This is a genomic window from Stutzerimonas marianensis (assembly GCF_022810315.1).
In the GTDB taxonomy this organism is placed as follows: Bacteria; Pseudomonadota; Gammaproteobacteria; order Pseudomonadales; family Pseudomonadaceae; genus Stutzerimonas; species Stutzerimonas marianensis.
On record NZ_JALGRD010000008.1, the window covers coordinates 92,177 to 114,430 of the forward strand.

Annotated in this window: 18 protein-coding genes; 4 read left to right on the forward strand and 14 right to left on the reverse strand. The window is 61.2% G+C overall.

Features of this window, described 5'->3' with window-relative positions; translation table 11 throughout:
* Positions 1–61: 61 nt before the first annotated feature.
* Genes MST27_RS14925 through MST27_RS14960 form a run of 8 tightly spaced genes read right to left on the reverse strand, consistent with a single transcriptional unit; the run spans position 62 to position 8,155 of the window.
* Complete coding sequence (locus tag MST27_RS14925) at positions 62–1,564, reverse strand: SPOR domain-containing protein (RefSeq protein ID WP_243606734.1); 1,503 nt, start codon at positions 1,562–1,564, stop codon at positions 62–64.
* A gap of 9 nt (positions 1,565–1,573) precedes the next feature.
* Positions 1,574–2,674 carry a 3-dehydroquinate synthase gene (gene aroB, locus MST27_RS14930; RefSeq protein ID WP_243606735.1) on the reverse strand — a complete coding sequence of 367 codons (1,101 nt, stop codon included), beginning with the start codon at positions 2,672–2,674 and terminating at the stop codon, positions 1,574–1,576.
* A 23-nt stretch (positions 2,675–2,697) separates the two neighbouring features.
* Positions 2,698–3,246 (reverse strand): shikimate kinase AroK, encoded by a 549-nt coding sequence (aroK, locus tag MST27_RS14935; RefSeq protein ID WP_275973245.1) that lies wholly within the window; start codon positions 3,244–3,246, stop codon positions 2,698–2,700.
* A gap of 2 nt (positions 3,247–3,248) precedes the next feature.
* Entirely contained in the window at positions 3,249–5,324 is a 2,076-nt protein-coding gene (locus MST27_RS14940) for a type IV pilus secretin PilQ (protein ID WP_243606737.1), read from the reverse strand.
* 53 nt (positions 5,325–5,377) lie between these two features.
* The gene (pilP, locus tag MST27_RS14945; protein WP_243606738.1) at positions 5,378–5,902 is read right to left on the reverse strand and encodes a type 4a pilus biogenesis lipoprotein PilP; all 525 of its coding nucleotides are present in this window, start codon (positions 5,900–5,902) and stop codon (positions 5,378–5,380) included.
* Positions 5,899–6,522, reverse strand: a complete 624-nt coding sequence (pilO, locus tag MST27_RS14950; RefSeq protein WP_243606739.1) for a type 4a pilus biogenesis protein PilO — start codon at positions 6,520–6,522, stop codon at positions 5,899–5,901. Before pilO ends, pilP begins: the two co-directional genes overlap by 4 nt.
* Positions 6,519–7,091: a type 4a pilus biogenesis protein PilN gene (pilN, locus tag MST27_RS14955; protein ID WP_243606740.1), complete on the reverse strand. Its 573-nt coding sequence runs from the start codon at positions 7,089–7,091 to the stop codon at positions 6,519–6,521. Before pilN ends, pilO begins: the two co-directional genes overlap by 4 nt.
* Positions 7,091–8,155 carry a type IV pilus assembly protein PilM gene (locus MST27_RS14960; RefSeq protein ID WP_243606741.1) on the reverse strand — a complete coding sequence of 355 codons (1,065 nt, stop codon included), beginning with the start codon at positions 8,153–8,155 and terminating at the stop codon, positions 7,091–7,093. The genes pilN and MST27_RS14960 overlap by 1 nt, the downstream gene beginning before the upstream one ends.
* A gap of 182 nt (positions 8,156–8,337) precedes the next feature.
* Between MST27_RS14960 and MST27_RS14965 the strand changes: the two genes are divergently transcribed.
* On the forward strand, positions 8,338–10,764 hold the full coding sequence (locus MST27_RS14965) for a penicillin-binding protein 1A (RefSeq protein WP_243606742.1): 2,427 nt from the start codon (positions 8,338–8,340) through the stop codon (positions 10,762–10,764).
* A gap of 149 nt (positions 10,765–10,913) precedes the next feature.
* Here MST27_RS14965 and MST27_RS14970 read toward each other — a convergent pair whose 3' ends face one another.
* The 3 genes from MST27_RS14970 to rpmE all read right to left on the reverse strand — a co-directional run bounded on the left by MST27_RS14970 (position 10,914) and on the right by rpmE (position 13,349).
* Positions 10,914–12,182 (reverse strand): malic enzyme-like NAD(P)-binding protein, encoded by a 1,269-nt coding sequence (locus tag MST27_RS14970; RefSeq protein WP_243606743.1) that lies wholly within the window; start codon positions 12,180–12,182, stop codon positions 10,914–10,916.
* 143 nt (positions 12,183–12,325) lie between these two features.
* Positions 12,326–13,117, reverse strand: coding sequence for a thermonuclease family protein (locus MST27_RS14975; RefSeq protein ID WP_243606744.1), 792 nt, complete (start codon positions 13,115–13,117; stop codon positions 12,326–12,328).
* Positions 13,118–13,136: 19 nt separating this feature from the next.
* Positions 13,137–13,349: a 50S ribosomal protein L31 gene (rpmE, locus tag MST27_RS14980; RefSeq protein WP_037025455.1), complete on the reverse strand. Its 213-nt coding sequence runs from the start codon at positions 13,347–13,349 to the stop codon at positions 13,137–13,139.
* Positions 13,350–13,543: 194 nt separating this feature from the next.
* Between rpmE and MST27_RS14985 the strand changes: the two genes are divergently transcribed.
* The 3 genes from MST27_RS14985 (at position 13,544) to MST27_RS14995 (ending at position 18,280) form a co-directional block, all read left to right on the forward strand.
* Positions 13,544–15,766 carry a primosomal protein N' gene (locus MST27_RS14985; RefSeq protein ID WP_243606745.1) on the forward strand — a complete coding sequence of 741 codons (2,223 nt, stop codon included), beginning with the start codon at positions 13,544–13,546 and terminating at the stop codon, positions 15,764–15,766.
* Between the two features lie 105 nt (positions 15,767–15,871).
* Positions 15,872–17,611, forward strand: a complete 1,740-nt coding sequence (gene argS, locus MST27_RS14990; RefSeq protein WP_243606746.1) for an arginine--tRNA ligase — start codon at positions 15,872–15,874, stop codon at positions 17,609–17,611.
* Positions 17,612–18,280 (forward strand): SPOR domain-containing protein, encoded by a 669-nt coding sequence (locus MST27_RS14995; RefSeq protein WP_243606747.1) that lies wholly within the window; start codon positions 17,612–17,614, stop codon positions 18,278–18,280.
* Between the two features lie 46 nt (positions 18,281–18,326).
* On the opposite strand, the gene MST27_RS15000 is transcribed toward MST27_RS14995, so the two are convergent.
* The 3 genes from MST27_RS15000 to rho form a co-directional block, all read right to left on the reverse strand.
* Positions 18,327–19,298 carry a CDP-6-deoxy-delta-3,4-glucoseen reductase gene (locus tag MST27_RS15000; protein ID WP_243606748.1) on the reverse strand — a complete coding sequence of 324 codons (972 nt, stop codon included), beginning with the start codon at positions 19,296–19,298 and terminating at the stop codon, positions 18,327–18,329.
* A gap of 34 nt (positions 19,299–19,332) precedes the next feature.
* Positions 19,333–20,799, reverse strand: coding sequence for a 4-hydroxy-3-polyprenylbenzoate decarboxylase (gene ubiD / locus MST27_RS15005; RefSeq protein ID WP_243606749.1), 1,467 nt, complete (start codon positions 20,797–20,799; stop codon positions 19,333–19,335).
* A 122-nt stretch (positions 20,800–20,921) separates the two neighbouring features.
* On the reverse strand, positions 20,922–22,181 hold the full coding sequence (gene rho / locus MST27_RS15010; RefSeq protein WP_243606750.1) for a transcription termination factor Rho: 1,260 nt from the start codon (positions 22,179–22,181) through the stop codon (positions 20,922–20,924).
* Between the last annotated feature and the right edge of the window lie 73 nt (positions 22,182–22,254).

Genomic DNA, 22,254 nt, shown 5'->3' on the forward strand with positions numbered 1-22,254 from the left:
AGCGGCACAAATCATTTTTGCGCGCGCCATCACGGCGCGCGCGCACCTGATCCCGTCCCGATCAGCGGTTGCTGCTGATTTCTTTCTGGACGCTTCCGACGGTTCTGGCCCAAGGCTTACCCGCTTTCAACGAAGCCGGCAGTGACTGGATCGCCTGGACCGCCGCGTTGCGACTGCTGAAGCTGCCGTAAGTCACGACGTAGAGCGGTTTGCCTTCATGCTGCTTGACAAAATACCGATAGCCGTCGCCATGCTGCCGAACCAGCCCTTTGGCGTTGTTCTCGTCGCGGGTCCCAAGCACCTGAACGAGATAATGCCCTGCCGGTTGGCTGGCGTACCAGCCGCTATCGGCCGGAGCAGGCTCCGCGACATCCTGACGCACCGGTTCCGAGCGCTGCGGGGCCTTTGGCTCAGCGGGTGAAACAGGTTCGGGTGTCGAGGCGCGCGGCGCTGGAGTTTCTTCGACGACCGCAGGCGCGGGCTCATTGACTTGAGGGGCAGGTTCGGGAATCGACGGTGCCGCCGCGGGCTCATCGCCTGCTTCCTCGCCGTCGCCTTCGAGCTCCGGCGCTCCGGACGCCGCAAGCGGCTCGCGTACGATGGGCTCCTCGCTTGCAGGCACAGGCGCTTCGGCTTGAGCCGATTGCACATCCGATTCGACCGCTGGGTTCGCACCAAGCGGCAGCGAAGTCACGGACGGCGCCGGCTCGACGGGATCGCCGCCACGCATGAGAAAGGCGACCGCCACAACTGCCAGCACAGCAAGCACGGCCAACACATGTTTCATCGGCAGAGGCAGGCGCAATCCTGACGAGCGTTTGGCCTTGGAATGCTCCATGGCATCAAGCAACTCGTCCCGCGCCGCTTCATTGATACTGCCAGGCCAGCCGCCGGAAACGTCATGGATCCGCGCGATCTGTTCCTCGCTCAGGCAGTCCAGCCCGCTGCCCGCCCCCTCCAGACGCATCGCCAGATACTCACGCGTCTCCTCCAGCTCATACGGCTGAAGCGCGATGACATGGAAGCGCTCTTCACCCTCGACCAGTGCCTCCAGCCGACCAACCAGCGACTGCTGGCCGAACAGAAAGACGTGAGGCCTGCCTTCCGGACTGCCAACGGCAAGCCGCAGCAGTGTCTCCACCGCTGCTCCCGTGAGACGCTCGGCATCGTCCACCAGCAGATAGACTTCCTGTCCGGTCAACCCCATCTGAATGACCTGCGCCATGATTGCCTCGAAGTCCGCTCGAGGGCTTCCAAGCGCCTGCGCCACCTGCTGAAGGACATGATTGGAGTCGAAAGTGTCCTGAGGCGTGATTACTACGCTCTGAACGGACTGCTTGTTGCTGCTAGCGACCAGCGCCTGACGCACCAGCGTTTTGCCGCTCCCCTCGGGCCCGGTCACCACCAGCAGCAACTGACTGTAGCGCGCCAGGTGATGCAACTGCCCGAGCACAGGTTTGCGCTGCGCCGGAAAGAACTTGAAGCCCGGCACGCGAGCGGCGAAGGGGTCATGGCTGAAGCCATAATGGTTCAGGTATGAATCGTCAGCGGACAAAGTGGTCATCAATATCTCTTAGGCAAGCTGTTGCGCCATCGCGCCGTAATCGGCGCGCAGCGTGGATTCCAACGCGTCACTGGAAAAATCACTGGTTACCACCGCCTCTCCCAGCCTCCTCAGCAGCACCAGGCGCAATTGGCCATCAAGCACCTTCTTGTCCACCGCCATGTGGTGCATGAAGTCATCCGCACTCATGTCAGACGGCGGGACCACCGGAAGCCCGGCGCGTTGTAACAGCCGAATGGCCCGGTCGCGATCAGCAGCGGTGATCCACCCCAGCCGCTGCGACATTTCCAGCGCCATCACGGTTCCCGCCGAAACCGCCTCACCATGCAACCAGGCGCCGTAACCCTGATGGGTCTCGATGGCATGACCGAAGGTATGCCCAAGGTTCAGCGTGGCCCGCACGCCCGTCTCACGCTCATCAGCACCTACGACCCTGGCTTTTGCCGCGCAAGAGCGCCCGATCGCTTCCTTGAGCGCGGCCGAATCGAGCTCACGCAGCTCTTCGACGTGATCTTCGAGCCAGCCCAGGAATGGCTCGTCGCAAATCAACCCGTACTTGATGACTTCGGCGAGGCCCGCGGAAAGCTCGCGGGGCGGCAACGTCTTGAGCGTGGCGGTATCGATCAGCACGGCCTGCGGCTGGTAGAACGCACCGACCATGTTCTTGCCAAGCGGGTGATTGATACCGGTCTTCCCTCCCACGGAAGAATCCACTTGTGACAAGAGGGTCGTGGGAATCTGGATGAACTCGACGCCACGCTGATAGCAGGCAGCAGCGAAGCCGGCCATGTCGCCGATCACGCCGCCGCCCAGGGCTATAAGCGTGGTCTTGCGGTCATGTCGCGCCTGAAGAAGCCCGTCGAAGATCAGCTGCAGCGTCTGCCAGTTCTTGTGCGCTTCGCCGTCCGGCAACACCACGGAGGCGATGGCGAATCCATTCAGGCTCCGTTTGAGTCGCTCCAGGTAAAGCGGAGCGACCGTGTCGTTGGTGATGATGGCGACCTGCTTGCCGCGGATGTGGCGAGACAGCAACTCACCTCGATCAATGAGCTGCTCGCCAATATAGATCGGGTAGCTACGCTCGCCGAGATCGACATGAAGAGTATGCATGGAGGCCCCAGAGGTGAAAGGCTCTAGGATAGCGCAGAACGCCCCTGGCTTTCACGAGGCACGATGTGCTCGAGCTGCTCGAGAATTTCGCCGACGACGAGCCTCGGGGGCCGCTCATCGGTCTCGACGACCAGGTCAGCTATCTCTCTGTAAAGCGGATCCCTGACAGCCATGAGGCCCAGCAAGACCTCACGGGGATTGGCGGTTTGAAGCAGCGGCCGGTTACGATCACGTGCCGTGCGCGCCAATTGTTGCTCCACTGACGTGCACAGATAAATGACACGACCACCGCCACGCAACACAGCACGATTATCAGGACGAAGTACTGCGCCACCACCCGTTGCCAGCACCACCCCTTGCATGCGACAGATATCAGCAATCGCCGCATGCTCACGCTCGCGAAAGCCTTGCTCGCCCTCTACGTCGAAGATCAAAGGGATACTGGCACCCGTGCGCTGCTCGATCTCCTTGTCAGAATCACGAAACGGCAGGCGGAGTTCCTTGGCAAGCAGGCGTCCGATGGTGCTCTTTCCAGCGCCCATCGGACCTACGAGGATGATATTTGAATGCAATACTAGCGATTCACTGCGATTGTCTGGGCGTTTAGGATACGCGGAGTCAGGAAAATCAGCAGCTCCGATTTCGAGTCGGATACGACATCTCGACGGAAAAGCCTACCAACGTACGGTACGTCACCGAGGAAAGGAACCTTGTCGACGGACTTGCTCTGCGTATTCGAGAAGACACCACCGATAACCACCGTCTCGCCATCATTCACAAGGATCTTGGCGTTGACCTCATTCTTGTTGATCGAAGGCGTGCCATTCACCGCATTGGCGAAGTCTGGCTCATCCTTGTTGACCTTCACTTCCATGATGATCCGGTTGTCAGGAGTAATTTGCGGAGTCACTTCTAGCGACAGCGCAGCCTCCACGAACGTAGTCGAAGTCGCGCCACTAGAGCTCGCTTCCTGGTAAGGAATCTCGGAACCTTTCAAGATCTTGGCGGTTTCCTTGTCCGCCGTCATCACTTTGGGCTGAGATACAACCTCGCCGTTACCCGACTTCTCCATCGCAGACAATTCCAGATCCAGAATGAGATTGTCGGTGATGTAGCCGATGCCAATACCGGCAGTGCGGTTGGCAACGCCGAGATCGACAAACGGATAGTTGCCGTTGCTGTCTTCGCCAGACTCTCCGCCTTCGTCGCCTAGATCGTCACTGCCGTAAACGGCACCTCGACCATTGGCGAACAGCTGAGTCCCCCCCCAACGAACACCCAGCGCCTTGTCGTAATCGACATTTGCCTCGACGATACGCGCCTCGATCATGACCTGACGCACCGGAATATCTAGCTGAGCCACGATTCGGCGCAGCTCATCGAGACGCTCCTGGGTCTGGTACGCGATGATGTTGTTGGTACGATCGTCGACCGCAATAGACCCCCGATCCTCCGTCACGCCTTCCTTGTCAGTCACAGACTGGAACAGCTGAGCGATGTCGGCCGCCTTGGCATAGTTGACCTGAACCACTTCCCGGCGCAACGGGGCCAGTTCGGCGATCTGGCGCTGAGACTCGAGCTCCTGACGCTCACGCGCCGCAATCTCATCAGCCGGCGCGACCAGCAGCACATTGCCGACTTGGCGCTTGTCCAGCCCCTTGGTCTTGAGCACCAGATCCAAGGCTTGATCCCAGGGTACGTTTTGCAGACGCAGCGTAATGTTGCCCTGGACCGTGTCACTGGCGACCAGGTTCAAGTCGGTAAAGTCCGCGATCAGCTGAAGCACGGAACGAACATCAATATCCTGGAAGTTCAGAGAAAGCTTCTCACCGGAATAGGCGAAGCGCTCGGCCTTGCGCTTCTCGGCATCGGCTTCGCTGAGCGGTTTGACGCTGATAGTGAGCTTGTCGTCCGTTTGGTACGCAAGGTAGTCGTAGCGGCCCGTTGGCTCGATCGCAATGCTGGCGCCATCACCGCTGCTGCTCGAATCCACGAACTTGACTGGCGTGGCGAAGTCCTGAACATCGAGGCGAACCCGCAGCGCTTCAGGCAATTGCGTCTTCGGAAACGAGACACGAATCTTGCCGCCCCGCTCTTCGATGCTGGGGCTCACGGACGGGTCCGACAGCGTGATGACCACGTTACCCGCGCCGTCGTCGCCACGACGGAAATCCACATTGTTGATCGACTTCTCAACCGGCGCATAGGCAACCGGAGCCGCCGGCTGGCTGGCTGCGACAGGTGCCGGCGAAACGGCGGAGGTAGACGCCCCTGCTTCACCGAGCACGACAAACAGATTGTTGCCATCTACGCGGGTGGAATAGGGCACCAAAGAGGTCAGGTTGACGATCAGTCGCGTACGACCCTGCGCCTCGACTACGGTCACGCTTCTCGCATTGCCAACGCCCAGCTCGCGGTTCTTGCTACCGAGCTTGCTCGACACGCCAGGCAGATCCAATGCGATGCGTGCCGGTTGATCCAGGGTATAGCCGCGCGGAGTGGCTACCGGTTCGTCAAATGCGAGCTTCAGCTCAACCCGGTCGCCCGGCAGCGACGCGACGTCCAGCGCATTCAGATTGGCGGCCAGCAAGGCAGGCGATATGAACGCTGCCAGCAGTGACAAGCCGAGTCGGGACAGAGTGGTATTCATAAAAGGCTTCCGTTGTACAGATCGCTGTAGGTTTTCCATGTTTTGCCCCGAACTCAGGACCGCTCTTTCAAGGTCAGGCTACGCGGGCGCTCGAGCCACCCACCATCTCCGTCAGGAACGATTTCGACCACATCCACCTCGGCCTCGCCGATCTCGATGATCCGTCCGTGGTTGCGCCCCAGATAGTCACCGACCTTGACTCGGTGAACCCCGTCGCCGCCTTTTATCAAGGCGTATGTACCCCCACCATTGACCAGCGTACCGACCATGGTGAAAGTCTCGATGTTGAACTCTTCCAAGAACTGCTTGATCCGCGTCTCGTCCGGCCGAATATCCTGGGACCCCTTCTGTTGCTGGGCCAGGTCAATCTTCATCGGCGGCTGGAATGGATGACGCAACGATGCCGCGCTGTACGTGAACGCCTCGTAGGGTAGAAAAGCCGGGAGCGGCTCAATCACACCTTTTGGTTTTGCACGCACCTCATCCATATAGGCTTGCAAATCCGAAAAATCGTTGCCCATGCACCCACCAAGCAGAGCCAGCGCCACGCCCAGCGCAATGGAACGAACTCCATTCATTTCTGAAGCCCCTTGTCGTTATAACGATAGGTCTTGGCAAGGATGTCCATGCGCAACTTTGATGACGACTCTTTGCTATCCGGCTTGATCTCAAAGTCGTGCAGAGTCACGATCCGAGGCAGGCTTGAAACGCCACTTACGAAGGTGGCCAAGTCGTGGTAGCTGCCGACAACTTTAATCTGTATCGGAAGTTCGATATAAAACTGCTGCACAACTTCAGGCTGCAGCTTGATTTCTTCGAATTCCAGACCGCTGCCAAGTCCCGTGCGGGTGATGTCTTCCAGCAGGCCAGGAACCTCTGTGTCGCTCGGCAGCTGCCGCAACAGCGCTCCGAACGAAGCCTCCATCTCGACCATCTGGGTCTTGTAGGCGTCCAGGTTGGCCGCTTCGAAAGCCTTGGTCGCGAATGATTGCTTCAGCCGCGCCTCTTCGGCTTTCCGCTGATCGAGATTGACCTGAAGATCGCTGAGATGGAGGTAGTACCCGCCCCCTAGAACCAGGACCATCAACAGTACCGCAGTGATGACCTTTACCGGAACCGGCCAGGAACCCAGGTTGTTCATATCCAAATCGGAGAGATCTACGCTGCGTAGACTCTCCAGTGAACTCGACAGGCTCATGGCTTGCTTCCCTCTGCCGCCACAACGGGCTGTGTCTGTTGCACGGTCAGCTGGAACACGTTTTCCTGCTCCACTGCACCGGCTGTTACGGCTTTCACTTCGTTAAGGTTGGGCGCCTCCAACCAATCGGAACCGTCCAGGTTACGCATCAGGTTCGAAACGCGGTTGTTGGACTCAGCAGCACCGACAATAGCGATGTTCTTGCCAGTCATCTTCAGACCGGTGAAATAGACGCCATCCGGCAACGTACGTACCAATTGATCAAAGACACGACCGATGATCGGGCGATTTCCTTGAAGGTCCTGGATGATCTTCATCCGCTCGAGCAGTTGCTGACGCCGTTGCTTGAGCTCCTTGATCTCGGCAATCCGCGAATCGAGCACGGCGATTTCTTTTTGAATAAAGGCATTACGAGCGTTCTGGTGCTCAATGGCGCCAGTGAAGTACTGGTCCGCGAGGAACAGCATGCCGACAGCCACGAGCGCGACACCACCAAGCGAGACCAGGAATCGCTGCTTGCGCTCTTCACGAAGCTGTTCCCGCCAGGGCAGCAGGTTTATCTGGGCCATCAGTCGAAACTCCTCAACGCCAATCCGCAGGCGATCATCAGCGACGGCGCGTCACTGGCCAGCGCTCCGGCGTTCACCTTGTTGCTCAAAGCCATATCGGCAAACGGGTTGGCTACTAAAGTCTGGGTTCCGATTTTCTGCTGGATGAGCCGATCCAGATCCGGGAGCGAAGCAGTCCCCCCGGCGAGCAGAATGTAATCCACGTCGTGGAACTGCCCCGCGGCAAAGAAGAATTGCAGTGAGCGCGACACTTGCTGCACGACAGCTTCCTTGAACGGTTGCAACACTTCGCTGTCGTAGTCGTCTGGGAGGCCTCCCTGCTTTTTCGCCAGACCAGCTTCTTCCATGGACAGGCCATAACGCCGCTGGATCTCTTCAGTCAGCTGGCGTCCGCCAAAGAGCTGTTCACGCGTATAGATGGTGCGCCCGTTGTGCAGCACACTCAGGGTGGTCATCGTGGCACCGATATCGACCAGCGCGACGGTCAGCTCGTCGTGATCAGCACCCAGCTGAGAAGCCAGCAATCCGTAGGAACGTTCCAGCGCATAGGCTTCGACGTCGACGACCTTGGCGGTAAGCCCCGCCAGCGCCAGCGCCGCTTCGCGAATCTCGACATTTTCCTTCCGGCAGGCTGCGAGCAGGACCTCTACCCTTCCGGGCGAACGCACCGCAGGCCCCTGCACCTCGAAGTCGATGGCGACCTCTTCCAAGGGGTAAGGAATGTATTGATCAGCCTCTATCTTGAGCTGATTTTCCATTTCCTCGTCGTTGAGCCCCCCGTCCATTTCGATGCTCTTCGTAATCACGGCAGAACCTGAAACGGCAACGGCGGCAGACTTGACCCCCGTCCTGGCCTTGGCCAGCAGCCGCGTCAAGGCGTTACCGACCCCGTCGAGTTCGGCGATGTTCTTCTCGACAACCGCATTCGGCGGAAGCGGCTCGACAGCATAGGACTCGACCCGGTAACGGGAGCCCGAGCGGCTTAATTCGATGAGCTTGACGGACGTCGAACTGATGTCGATCCCAAGCAGCGTGTTCGCTTTCTTCGTGAAGAGCCCTAGCACGGCCGATTTCCTATCTTATCCGCTACTTACGGATTAATTATGTATGACCACATTAGATAACAGCCTTGACAGAAGCGCAAATGGCTCAACCGTAGAAAATCCGCTTATAATGTGAACGGTTTTTCCTTTCAGCATTGTCTGCGGTTTTCACCTCATCCCCCACCTGGATCCAACGAACCCCGATGCGTTTTCTGAAGTTTTTCCTATGGTCGTGCGTGGCTGTTTTCTGCGGACTTTTGCTCAGTCTCAGTGGCGCTTTTCTCTACCTAAGCCCCAACCTGCCATCGGTTGACTCGCTTCGCAGCATCCAGCTGCAGATTCCACTTCGCGTCTACAGCAGCGATGACAAGCTGATCGCCGAGTACGGCGAAATGCGCCGGTCCCCGATTGCCTTCGATGAGATCCCGAAGGATTTCATCGCTGCCTTGCTGGCCGCCGAGGACGACAACTTTGCGAATCATTATGGCGTCGAAGTATCCAGCCTGATGCGCGCTGCCACGCAATTATTGAAGACCGGACAGATTCAGACGGGCGGCAGCACGATCACGATGCAGGTGGCGAAGAACTATTTCCTCACCAGCGAACGCAGCTTTTCCCGGAAGATCAACGAAATCCTGCTAGCCCTGCAGATCGAGCGAGAACTCAGCAAGAACGAGATCCTCGAGCTCTATGTGAACAAGATCTATCTTGGCAATCGCGCCTACGGCATCGAGGCGGCAGCCCAGGTTTATTACGGCAAACCCATTGGTGAATTAACCCTCGCGCAGATGGCGATGATTGCGGGGCTGCCCAAGGCGCCTTCGGCGTTCAACCCACTGGCCAATCCCGCGCGCAGCAAGGAGCGACGCGACTGGATTCTCGGTCGTATGCACCGGCTGGGCTCCATCGACCAGCCCCGTTACGAGCAGGCACTGGCCGAGCCGGTGGATGCGACCTATCACGGTGCGTCCCCCGAGCTGGACGCGCCTTATATTGCCGAAATGGCGCGTGCCGAAATGGTCGGCCGCTACGGAAGCGCAGCCTACACCGATGGCTTTCGCGTATACACCACGGCATCGAGCACTCGGCAGGTGGCAGCCAACGAAGCACTGGCAGCAGGCCTCGTGGAGTATGACCGCCGCCATGGCTATCGCGGCCCCGAAGCTCACCTGAAAGACCAGGACACCTGGCGAGAGGAGCTAGACAAGTTCCGTAACCAGTCAGGCCTGCTGCCTGCGGTCGTGACACAGACCGGTGCCGAGCAGATTACCGTAATGCTGCGCGACGGCGCCGAATGGCCGGTGTCATGGGACAGCATGAAATGGGCACGCGCGCATCTTGGTACCAACAGCCTCGGCCCAGTGCCGCGCCGCCCGGACGATGTGGTCAAGGTCGGCGACGTGGTGCGCGTCCGCATCGAGGGCGATACCGCGTCCTTTAGTCAAATCCCCCTGGCGCAGGCTGCGCTGGTCTCGCTCGACCCCCTTGACGGCTCCATCGAAGCCCTGACGGGCGGTTTCTCGTTCGCACAGAGCAATTACAACCGCGCAATACAGGCCAAGCGGCAACCCGGCTCGAGTTTCAAACCTTTTATTTATGCTGCCGCGCTTGACGCAGGCTATACCCCGGCCACGCTTGTAAACGATTCGCCTATCGTATTCGAGGACAGCCTGGACCGGGTCTGGCGCCCCAAGAACGACAACAACACGTTTCTCGGGCCCATACGGCTGCGCGAGGCGCTCTACAAGTCGCGGAATCTGGTTTCGATTCGCCTGCTCCAGACCTTGGGCATCCCTTACACCATCGATTACATCGAGCGATTCGGTTTTCGGCCTGAAGACCTTCCGCCCAACCTGTCGCTGGCACTCGGCACGGCCACCTTGACGCCGATGGAGATTGCTACTGGCTGGACCGCATTCGCCAATGGCGGCTACAAGATAGAACCCTACCTCATCGAACGCATCGATGATCGAAACGGCGAGACGATCTATCGCGCCAATCCCGCTCGCGTACCCGCGCCAGATGACGCCGACCAGGGACCAACCGAGGCTGAAGTTTCGACCTTTGCCCAACAGGACGCACCTCTGGAGACATCGGGAGTCCCAGAGGAAGCGCCACGCTACGCCGAACAGATCATCGACGAGCGTACCGCTTACATCATGACGAGCATGCTTCAGGACGTGATAAAGCGCGGTACGGGCCGCCGCGCCCTTGAAATGGGACGCGCCGACATTGCCGGCAAGACCGGCACCACCAATGAATCCAAGGACAGCTGGTTTTCCGGATACAACGCCGACGTGGTCACCACGGTCTGGGCCGGATTCGACCAACCGCAAAGCCTGGGCCGCCACGAGTATGGCGGCACCGTTGCCCTGCCGATCTGGATGCATTACATGAGCGACGTACTGGAAGGCACGCCCGAACACGCCCCACCCGAGCCCAGCGGAATACTCACGCTCCGGATCGATCCGGAAAGCGGTCGCGCCGCCCCGCCCGGCACGCCGAATGCCTATTTCGAGGTGTTCCGCACCGAAGACACGCCACCTGCCATGGGCGAACTTGAACCCGGCACCACGGCGCCGGGCAGCCCATTGCCGCAGTCGGAATCAGCCCCCATGGATCTGTTCTGAACCAAACAGCCTTGACCCTGCTGGGTTCGAACGCTGCCGAGAAGGTCAGCGTCGATGACCCAAAAAAAAAAGAAACCCCGCCATGAGCGGGGTTTCTTTTTGCCTCGAGCGCCTGGCGAACCGGCGGTGTCGCCGGTCGCCATGATGCACTAGCCGTTGAACACGTCGTCCACGGACTTGAGTGGATAATTGGACGGGTACGGCAGAGTTGCCACGCCGCTTTCGATCGCAGCCTTCGCCACGGCGTCCGACACAAGGGTGATCAATCGGGGATCCATCGGCTTCGGAATGATGTACTCACGCCCGAACTCCAGATGATCGACACCATAGGCGTTGGAAACCTCCTTCGGAACCGGCAGCTTGGCCAGATCACGGAGCGCCAGCGCCGCGGCGATCTTCATTTCTTCATTGATACGGGAAGCACGGACGTCCAGCGCCCCCCGGAAGATGAAGGGAAACCCGAGCACGTTATTGACCTGGTTCGGATAATCCGAGCGGCCGGTGGCCATGATCACGTCGGAACGCGTGGCATGCGCCAGCTCTGGACTGATCTCCGGATCCGGGTTGGAGCAGGCGAACACTACAGGATTGGCCGCCATGCGGTTGAGCCCTTCGGCGCTGAGCAGATTGGCGCCGGATAGACCGACGAAGACATCGGCGCCGTCGAGCGCGTCGTCCAGCGTGCGTTTTTCGGTTTCGTGAGCGAACACGGCCTTGTACTGGTTCAGATCGTCACGACCGGAGTGAATCACGCCCTTGCGGTCGATCATGAAGATGTGTTCGACCTTGGCACCCATGCTGACCAGCAGCTTCATGCACGAAGTGGCAGCAGCGCCAGCCCCAAGGCAGACGATCTTGGCCTGCTCGAGCGTCTTGCCTGCAATCTCGAGCGCATTGAGCATGCCCGCGGCGGTGACGATGGCGGTACCGTGCTGGTCGTCATGGAAGACAGGGATGTTGCACTGCTCGATCAGCGCGCGCTCGATCTCGAAGCACTCGGGCGCCTTGATGTCTTCCAGATTGATGCCACCGAAGGTGATCGAGATCCGCTTCACGGTGTCGATGAACGCCTGCGGGCTCTCGGCATCGACTTCGATGTCGAACACGTCGACACCGGCAAAGCGCTTGAACAAAACGCCCTTTCCTTCCATGACCGGCTTCGATGCCAGGGGTCCCAGATCACCAAGACCCAGAATCGCGGTGCCGTCGGAGATGACCGCAACCAGATTTCCCTTGCCGGTGTACCGATAGGCCAGCTCTGGGTCCCGAGCGATTTCGCGAACCGGTGCCGCCACGCCTGGGCTGTAGGCAAGCGAAAGATCACGTGCCGTGGACGTGGGCTTGGTCAGCTCGACGCTCAACTTTCCCGGACGGGGCTGAGCATGGTAGTCGAGAGCGGCAGTTTTAAGGTCAGTCATGGGGCATTTCCGCTTATTTTTACTGGGACAGACAGGCGGTCGAGGATACGCCAAGAACGCGCGCCCTCACAAGCGACGGAAAAATGTGACTGTCAAGGCTTGGGAAATACGACTTTCCGCTGACAAGCACCCAGAGCGAACGCTCAGTGCAGCGCCTGCAGCATCGAGGGGTGGCTTACCTTAAGTTTCCAACGCGCCGATTTGGCGTCGCGTTGGCGTCCCTGGCGATCCACTACCCAGCCACGCGCTTCGATCCGTCGGCCGGCCAGCGTCGCAATCTCGCCGAAGGCACGCGCATCGCGATGTTCGACATGCACGACCAGCGGGCCCTCTAACTCCAGCCAGACGCCGCCACGATTGCGCTCGACCCGCTCCACTCTCGCCTGGACGATGGCGAAGCCACCTTTGCGCAATGCTGTTGCCGCCACGATTGGCGCGTCGCGCCAGACGCCAAGGCCCTTGCGACGGGCAACGCGCTCCGCGTCGAGATGACAGCTCGCCAGCGAGACGTTTGGCGCGATCGCAACGAAATAGCCCATTCCCTCGGCAAGCAATTGCGCTTCGAGGTTGTTTCCATCCCGACCGAACGCATGGGCCAGATAGCGTCCATAGTGATCTCTGGGCTGCTGGCCAAGGCGCAAGCCAACGCGCCGGCCGTTCGCCTCGACGAGTTGCTGCAGGCGATCTTTCGCCGCGTTCGCCCAAGGCTCGTCGGGCATCCCGTTGCGACCCCGCTCCGGGGTGTTCAAGCCGATCAGGCGAACGTTACGGCCATCGGTCAGCCGCAGGGTATCGCCATCGACCACCTGCGCCACCGAGACCGACTCCAGCGCCCCCGAACCCTCACACAACGCCAGCAGCGGACCGCTGACCAGCGCGGAAATGAAAAAGGCGCCCACCAGGGACGCCTTCTTCAGAGCGATCGCAAGCCTCATGGGCTGCGCACGCAACGCCTTATTTGGCGCCAAACACACCGAAACGCTGCTTGAAGCGATCGATACGGCCACCGGTATCCAGCACTTTCTGCTTGCCGGTGTAGAACGGGTGGCACTCGGAGCAGACGTCGATGCTCAGGTCCTTGGCCAGCGTGGAGCGTGTCTTGATCACATTGCCGCAGCTGCAGGTAGCTTCGATTTCAACGTAGTTGGGATGGATATCGGCTTTCATGGATGAATCCTCTGAACAATGTGCCGCCACCCGACCCTATGTCGAGTACCGCACGGAAGGGCGCGAATGATACCAGAGCGCACCCAGGTTGCAAGTTGCCCCGCCCGCACGGCGACCAGCGTGACATTCATGCCGTAACGCAACCGCGGCATCCGGGATCGTTTACCATCGGCGCAGCCACCAAGGACCACACCGTGTCGCAACCGATCCTCCGCTTGGCGCTGCCCTCGCCGCTGCGTCGTCTCTTCGATTATCTGCCACCCGCCGGGGCAGCGCATGCCGCGCTCAAGCCCGGCGTACGTCTGCGGGTCCCCTTTGGCCGGCGCGATGTCGTAGGGGTGCTGGTGGAGGTGGTTGCGCACAGCGAGGTGCCGCCGGACAAGCTCAGGCCGGCGCTGGACCTGCTCGACGCCCAACCGCCATTGCCACCTGCGCTGTTCAGGCTCTGCTTGTGGACGGCCCAGTACTACCAGCACAGTCTGGGTGACACACTCAGCTGGGCACTCCCGGTCCTGCTGCGCCAGGGCGAGCCGGCCGAAGCGCGGCAGGAGCGCTTCTGGCACGCGATCCGGGATGCCAGGCCGGAAGACCCGCGCCTGAGCCGCGCCCCTCGCCAGCGCGAGGCGCTCAAGACGATTCTGCAGCATCCGCATGGTGTGGCACATGCGCTGCTTGGTCAGCTGCAACTGAGCAGGGACGCCCTCGAGCCGCTCATGCAGAAAGGGCTCGTGCGGGTCGAAACCCGCCGCCGCCAACAGCAGCGGGATCACCATGGCAGCTGGCTCCTGCAGGCCGAACTGCCGTTGAACTCAGAACAACAGGCAGCGTTCAATGCCATCCGTGCCGGCCTGGGTGCCTTCCATGCCTTCTTGCTCGCTGGCGTCACCGGCAGCGGGAAGACCGAGGTCTATCTGCAGCTGATCCACCAGGTCATTGCCAGCGGCAAACAAGCGCTGGTCTTGATACCCGAGATCAACCTGGGCCCCCAGACCCTGGCCCGCTTCGCAAAGCGTTTCAATGCCCGGATCGCACTGCTCCACTCCAATGTGAACGATCGCGAGCGGCTCGATGCCTGGCTGGCCGCCCGCGATGGCGAGGCCGACATCATCATCGGCACCCGCTCGGCGCTGTTCACGCCGATGAGACATCCGGGGCTGATCATTCTCGACGAAGAGCATGATGCCTCCTATAAACAGCAGGAAGGCTTGCGTTATCACGCCCGTGATCTTGCGGTGGTGCGCGCCCGCCAGGAGCACGTACCCATCGTGCTGGGCTCGGCGACACCTTCGCTGGAAAGTTTGCACAACGCCCATGCGGGCCGATACGCCTTGCTCAAACTCACGCGCCGGGCAGGCGATGCCCAGCCCCCGCGCTTCATGCGTCTGGACGTGAAGAGCCGGCCGCTCGATGCCGGGATATCCGGCCCGCTGCAACAAGCGATGGCGCAGACACTAGCCGCTGACCAGCAGGTCCTGGTCTTCCTCAACCGCCGCGGCTTCGCCCCCTCGCTGATCTGCCACGATTGCGGCTGGCTGAGCCAATGCCCACGCTGCGATGCGCGAATGACGCTCCACCAACGCCATAACGAGCTGCGTTGCCATCATTGCGGACACGCCGAACGCCCGCCCCGCAACTGTCCGAAATGCAACCGTGTGGACCTGCGCCCCATTGGCGCCGGGACCGAGCGCGCCGAGGAGCGATTGACAACCCTGTTCCCGGACTTTCCGGTGCTGCGCATCGATCGCGACAGCACCTCTCGCAAGGGATCGATGGAAGCCCTGCTGCACCGTATCAATCGCGGCGAACCGTGCGTGCTGGTCGGCACACAGATGCTTGCCAAGGGACACCACTTTCCCCGCGTCACGCTGGTGGCCATCCTTGACGCTGATGGCGGCCTTTTCTCCGCCGACTTCCGCGCCAGCGAGCGGATGGCTCAGTTGATCGTCCAGGTGGCCGGCCGCGCCGGGCGCGCCGAGGAGCCGGGCAAGGTGATCATCCAGACCCACCTGGCCGATCACCCACTACTGGTCCAGCTCACCGAGGATGGCTACTTTGCCTTTGCAGCCCAGGCGCTGAGTGAGCGCCGGGCCGCAGGCCTGCCACCTTTCAGCCACCTGGCGCTGTTGCGCGCCGAAGCCCACCGCCCGGGCCAGGCGGAGGACTTTCTCGACCAAGCCTGTGGGCACGCCGAAAGCCTGCTCGAAACGCTGGGACTCGAGGGCATCGAACTGCTCGGCCCGGTGCCAGCGCCGATGGAACGCCGCGCCGGACGTTTTCGCGCGCAACTATTGTTGCAGGGCAATGCGCGCGCGCCGCTGCACCGTCTGATGGCCGCCTGGGTGCCGCTGCTCGAACAACTACCTGGCAGCCGCGCGGTACGCTGGTCGCTGGATGTCGATCCCATCGACCTGTTCTGACCACTCCCGCACGCCAGGCAGCCGCGTTAAACCTTGAAGGTTGCGCCCCGGCACACCGATAATGCGCAGTTTTCGACCAGAGCCTTCGCGCCGACCGAGCAGACGATGAAAGACAGCATTCGCCACCTGATTCAGCAAGCCCTGACACGCCTGACCCAAGACGGCTCGCTGCCCGACGGGCTCAGTCCGACGATCCAGGTGGAGAACACCCGCGACAAGACCCACGGGGATTTCGCCAGCAACATCGCCATGATGCTGGCCAAGCCTGCCGGCATGAAGCCACGTGACCTGGCGCAGAAGCTCATCGACGCCCTGCCCGAGGACCCTTCGATCAGCAAGGTGGAAATCGCCGGCCCGGGCTTTCTCAATTTCTTCCAGAACAGCGCTGCGCTCGCCGAGCGGCTCGATGCGGCGCTGGACAGCCCCAGCCTCTGCGTGAACAAGACGGGCCCCACGCAGCGGGTCGTTGTCGATCTGTCCTCACCCAACCTGGCCAAGGAGATGCACGTCGGCCACCTGCGCTCGACCATCATCGGCGATGCCGTCGCGCGCGTGCTCGAATTCCTCGGCGACGAGGTGATCCGACAGAACCACGTCGGCGACTGGGGCACACAGTTCGGCATGTTGCTGGCCTATCTCGAGGAAAAGCCTGCCGCCGCCGAGAGCGAACTGTCCGACCTCGAACAGTTCTACCGCGCCGCCAAGCAGCGTTTCGACGAGTCCGCCGAGTTCGCCGACCGGGCCCGCGAGCTGGTCGTCAAGCTGCAGGCCGGTGATCCCGATTGTCTGCGCCTGTGGACACGCTTCAACGAAATATCCTTGTCGCACTGCCAGAAAGTCTACGACCGCCTCAACGTCCGCCTGACCCCTGAAGACGTCAAGGGCGAGAGCGCCTACAACGCTGACCTGGCGGATATAGTCGAAGCCCTGCGCGAGAAGGGCCTGCTCACCGAGGATAACGGGGCCCAGTGCGTATTCCTCGACGAGTTCAAGAATGCAGAGGGTAATCCGCTCCCGGTGATCGTGCAGAAGGCCGGAGGCGGCTACCTTTACGCCACCACGGACCTCGCCTCCATGCGCTACCGCAGCCAGCAGCTCAAGGCCGACCGGGTGCTTTACTTCGTCGATCAGCGCCAGGCTCTGCACTTCCAGATGGCCTTCGAGGTGGCTCGCCGGGCTGGCTTCGTGCACCCCGAGATACAGCTCGAGCACATGGGTTTCGGCACGATGAACGGCGCCGACGGCCGCCCCTTCAAAACGCGCGATGGCGGCACCGTCAAACTGGTCGATCTGCTGGATGAAGCCGAACAACGTGCCTACGAGCTGGTCAAGGGCAAGAATCCGGAGCTGGACGAAGCCGAACTGCGGCGGATCGCCCGCGCGGTGGGCATCGGCGCGGTCAAGTACGCCGATCTCTCCAAGCACCGCACCAGCGATTACAGTTTCAACTTCGAGCAGATGCTCAGTTTCGAAGGCAACACTGCACCCTATCTGCTCTATGCCTACACCCGTGTCGTCAGCGTGTTTCGCAAGCTGGGTACCGGCATGGACGGGCTGCCTGGCACCATTCATCTGGATGCCGAACCGGAACAGGCCCTGGGCGCCAAGCTCGCTCAGTTCTCCGAAGTGCTCAACAGTGTTGGCGAGAAAGGCGTTCCCCATGTGCTGTGCGGCTATCTGTACGATCTGGCCGGCCTGTTCTCGAGCTTCTACGAGCACTGCCCGATCCTCTCCGCCGAGCGCGACGAGGTGAAGCAGAGCCGTCTGCGGCTGGCCGCTCTGACCGGCAAGACGCTCAAGCAGGGCCTCGAACTGCTGGGTCTGGAAACCCTGGAGCGGATGTAAGTGGCAGCCAAGAAGAAGCCCGCACCGAAACGCGGGGCAAGTCGCTACCAGGCGCCTTCGAAAAAACCGGTACCGGGCTGGGTCTGGCTCGTTTGTGGCCTGGTCATCGGCGGATTCATCATGTTCCTGATGAACCTCGAACCAGGCCGTGACGAAGTCAAACGCAACAAGGAAACCGCCAAGCCAAAGGAACAGCCGAAGCGCCCGGCACAGGCTGCCGGAGAATCAGTCAAGCCCAAGTACGACTTCTATACCCTGCTGCCGGAATCGGAAGTGATCCTGCCGCCGGAAGAGCCGGCGCAGACCCCGCCGACTCCGCCCGCGGCCGTGACGCCTGAAGAAGCAGCCAAGATCGACGCAGCACGCGCCGAGGCGGCGCTCAACGGTCAAACCCCACCCCCGCCGCCTACCGTGGCCAAGGCACCCTCGACCCAGTTCTTCCTGCAGGCTGGCTCGTTCCGCCAGAAGGCCGAAGCCGAGCGGGTACGCGCGCAGGTGATTCTGCTCGGCCAGGATGTGCGGATCGAGAACGTGACAGTGCGGGATGAGGTCTGGTATCGCGTGCTGGTAGGTCCTTACCGTGATCGCGATCAGCTTGGCGCGGCGCAGAAGACCCTATCGGCGAGCGGATACAGCAATCTGCTGCTGCAGCAGCGGCAGGTCCGCTAATGAACTGCCGGGCTCGGAACGCGTTCCGAGCCCGGCGATCATCGCTTCAGCCCTCGCGCGGCGCGTAGGCAAACACGTCGGCGCGCATCTGCGACGCATCCATACCGGCTTCGACCAGCGCATCCAGCGTGCCGTAGACCATCGCAGGAGAACCGCTGGCATACACGTGCAACGGGCCGAGATCGGCGAAATCTTCCCGCACCGCATCGTGCAGCATTCCGCAGCGTCCTTGCCAACCACAGACGTCACTAACCACCTGATGCAGGAACAGATTGGGCATGTGCTGCCAATCTTCCCAATGCGGCAAGCGATAGAAGTCTTCCGGGCGTCGCACCCCCCAATAGAGATGAACGGGGTGAGCGAAGCCTTCAGCACGGCAATGCTCGATCAGACTGTGCATCTGAGCCATGCCGGTTCCCGCGGCGATGAGCACCAGCGGGCCATCGGGAAGTTCGGCCAGATGAGTGTCGCCGAAGGGCAATTGCACCCGGGCCATCCCGCTCTGGCGCAGATGGGCCAACAATTGGATCGTTGAGGCCTCGCGCGCCAGGATGTGCAGCTCGAGTATCCGGCCGCTGGCCGGTGCCGAGGCCAACGAGAAAGCGCTGTACTCGCCATCCTCGCGCTGCAGCAAAAGGTATTGGCCGGCGTGGTAGCGCGGCAGCTTGCCCGCCGGCGCGCGCAGTTGCACGCGAAATACATCGCCCCCTACGTCTTCGCAGGCGATCATCTGGCAGCTGAAGGTACGCACCGGCAGCTCACCAGGCGCAAGGACGCCGTCCCACAGCAGCACGCAATCCTCTTCAGGCTCGGCGAGACAGGCAAACACCTCGCCCTTGTCATGGCTTTCGCCACGCTGGCGGATTCGCCCGTTGACCAGTAGCGCAGCGCAGATCTGGCAGTTGCCGTTCCGGCAGGCCTGCGGGCAGTCATAGCCTAGCCGACGCGCCGCGTCGAGGATCACCTCGCCGCGCTCCACCTCGAGCACGGCACCGGACGGTTGTAGGGTCACTTTCATCGATCGAAGCCCTGAAGGAATGCGCAGCCCACCATCAGTCGATGCCCAGCTCGGCCCAGAGTTCGTCGACCCGCTGCTTGACCGATTCATCCTGCACGATGGCGCGCCCCCATTCGCGACTGGTCTCACCGGGCCACTTATGCGTCGCGTCGAGGCCCATCTTCGAGCCCAGCCCGGAGACCGGCGAAGCGAAATCGAGGTAGTCAATAGGGGTGTTCTCGATCATCACCGTATCGCGCTTGGGGTCCATGCGGGTGGTGACCGCCCAGATGACGTCGTTCCAGTCGCGGGCGTTGATGTCGTCGTCCGTGACGATAACGAACTTGGTGTACATGAACTGACGCAGGAAACTCCAGACACCGAGCATCACCCGCTTGGCATGCCCGGGGTACTGCTTCTTCATGGTCACCACCGCCATGCGGTAGGAGCACCCTTCCGGCGGCAGGTAAAAATCGGTGATCTCTGGAAACTGCTTCTGCAGGATCGGCACGAAGACTTCATTGAGCGCGACCCCGAGGATCGCCGGCTCATCCGGTGGGCGGCCCGTATAGGTGCTGTGATAGATGGCGTCGCGGCGCCGCGTGATGCGCTCGACGGTAAACACCGGGAAGCGATCGACCTCGTTGTAATAGCCGGTGTGGTCGCCGTAGGGCCCCTCATCGGCCATCTCGCCGGGCTGGATATGCCCTTCGAGCACGATTTCGGCACCGGCCGGCACCTGCAGATCGCTGCCACGGCACTTCACCAGCTCGGTCCGGCTGCCACGCAACAGGCCGGCAAAGGCATACTCGGAGAGCGAATCGGGAACAGGCGTCACCGCACCAAGAATGGTGGCCGGGTCGGCGCCGAGGGCGACCGCCACTGGATAAGGGCGCCCTGGGTACTTCTCGCACCAGTCGCGGAAATCGAGCGCACCGCCACGATGGCTGAGCCAACGCATGATCACCTTGTTGCGGCCGATCACCTGCTGGCGGTAGATGCCGAGGTTCTGGCGCTCCTTGTTCGGCCCGCGGGTGATCGTCAGGCCCCAGGTAATCAGCGGCCCGGCATCACCGGGCCAGCAGGTCTGCACGGGCAGGGTCGACAGATCGACGTCGTCGCCCTCGACCACCAGCTCCTGGCAAGCCGCATCCTTGAGCACCTTGGGTGCCATGCTGATGACCTTCTTGTAGATCGGCAGCTTGCTCCAGGCGTCCTTCAACCCCTTCGGCGGCTCAGGCTCCTTGAGAAAAGCCAGCAGCTTGCCGATCTCGCGCAGCTCAGACACGTCCTCGGCGCCCATGCCCAGCGCGACCCGCCCCGGCGTGCCGAACAGGTTGCCGAGCACCGGCATGTCAAAGCCTGTCGGATTCTCGAACAATAACGCAGGGCCCTGCTTGCGTAGCGTCCGGTCGCAGATCTCGGTCATTTCCAGGACGGGGGAGACGGCAGCCGTGACGCGCTTGAGCTCACCGCGTTTTTCCAGGCCGCTGATAAAGTCGCGCAGATCGCGATACTGCATGCTTGAGCCTCGCATGGGCCGGCAGGTCGGGGCGCAAAGTGTAGCCTCAGCGTCGGGTTTTCCAAAACCTGCAGACAGACGAAGGCCGGGTTTCCCCGGCCCTGTTGGCAACGAAGAGTCGCTTACTTGCGCTTCATGGACATGAAGAATTCGTCGTTGGTCTTGGTGTCCTTGAGCTTGTCGAGCAGGAACTCGATGGCCGCACTTTCATCCATGGGGTGCAGCAGCTTGCGCAGAATCCAGATCCGCTGAAGCTCTTCTTCGCTGGTCAGCAACTCCTCGCGGCGGGTGCCGGAGCGGTTGATGTTGATGGCTGGGAACACCCGCTTTTCGGCGATGCGGCGATCCAGTTGCAGCTCCAGGTTACCGGTGCCCTTGAATTCCTCGTAGATAACCTCGTCCATCTTCGAGCCGGTTTCCACCAGTGCAGTGGCGAGAATGGTCAGACTGCCGCCCTCCTCGATGTTGCGCGCCGCGCCGAAGAAACGCTTGGGCTTCTCCAGGGCATGCGCATCGACACCACCGGTCAGCACCTTGCCGGAACTCGGAATCACGGTGTTGTAGGCGCGTGCCAGACGGGTGATGGAGTCGAGCAGGATGACCACGTCCTTCTTGTGCTCGACCAGGCGTTTGGCCTTCTCGATCACCATTTCGGCGACCTGCACGTGGCGGGTCGGCGGCTCGTCGAAGGTGGAGGCAACCACTTCGCCGCGCACGGTGCGCTGCATCTCGGTCACTTCTTCCGGGCGCTCGTCGATCAGCAGGACGATCAGGTGGCATTCGGGATTGTTGCGGGTGATGTTGCTGGCGATGTTCTGCAGCATGATCGTCTTGCCCGCTTTCGGCGGAGCGACGATCAGGCCACGCTGGCCCTTGCCGATCGGCGCACAGAGGTCGATCACTCGACCAGTGAGGTCTTCGGTGGAGCCGTTGCCGGCCTCCATGGTCAGCCGCTCGTTGGGGAAAAGCGGCGTCAGGTTCTCGAAGAGAATCTTGTTCTTGGCGTTTTCCGGACGGTCGAAGTTGATCGTATCGACCTTGAGCAGGGCGAAGTAACGCTCGCCTTCTTTCGGCGGACGAATCTTGCCGACGATGGTGTCACCGGTACGCAGATTGAACCGACGGATCTGGCTTGGCGAGACGTAGATGTCATCGGGGCCAGCGAGGTAGGACGAATCCGCGGAGCGCAGGAAGCCGAAGCCATCCTGGAGAATCTCCAGCACGCCATCGCCGGAGATTTCCTCGCCGCTTTTCGCGTGCTTTTTCAGCAGGGAGAAAATCACGTCCTGCTTGCGCGAACGGGCCATGTTGTCGATGCCCATCTGTTCGGCCATTTCCAGCAGTTCGGTGATGGGCTTTTGCTTAAGTTCGGTCAGATTCATAGAAAGAGATCAGGGAGGATGAAGAAAGCGATTAGCTTGAGAAGCCGCGCAGCAAGAGACGAACGGGGTCGTT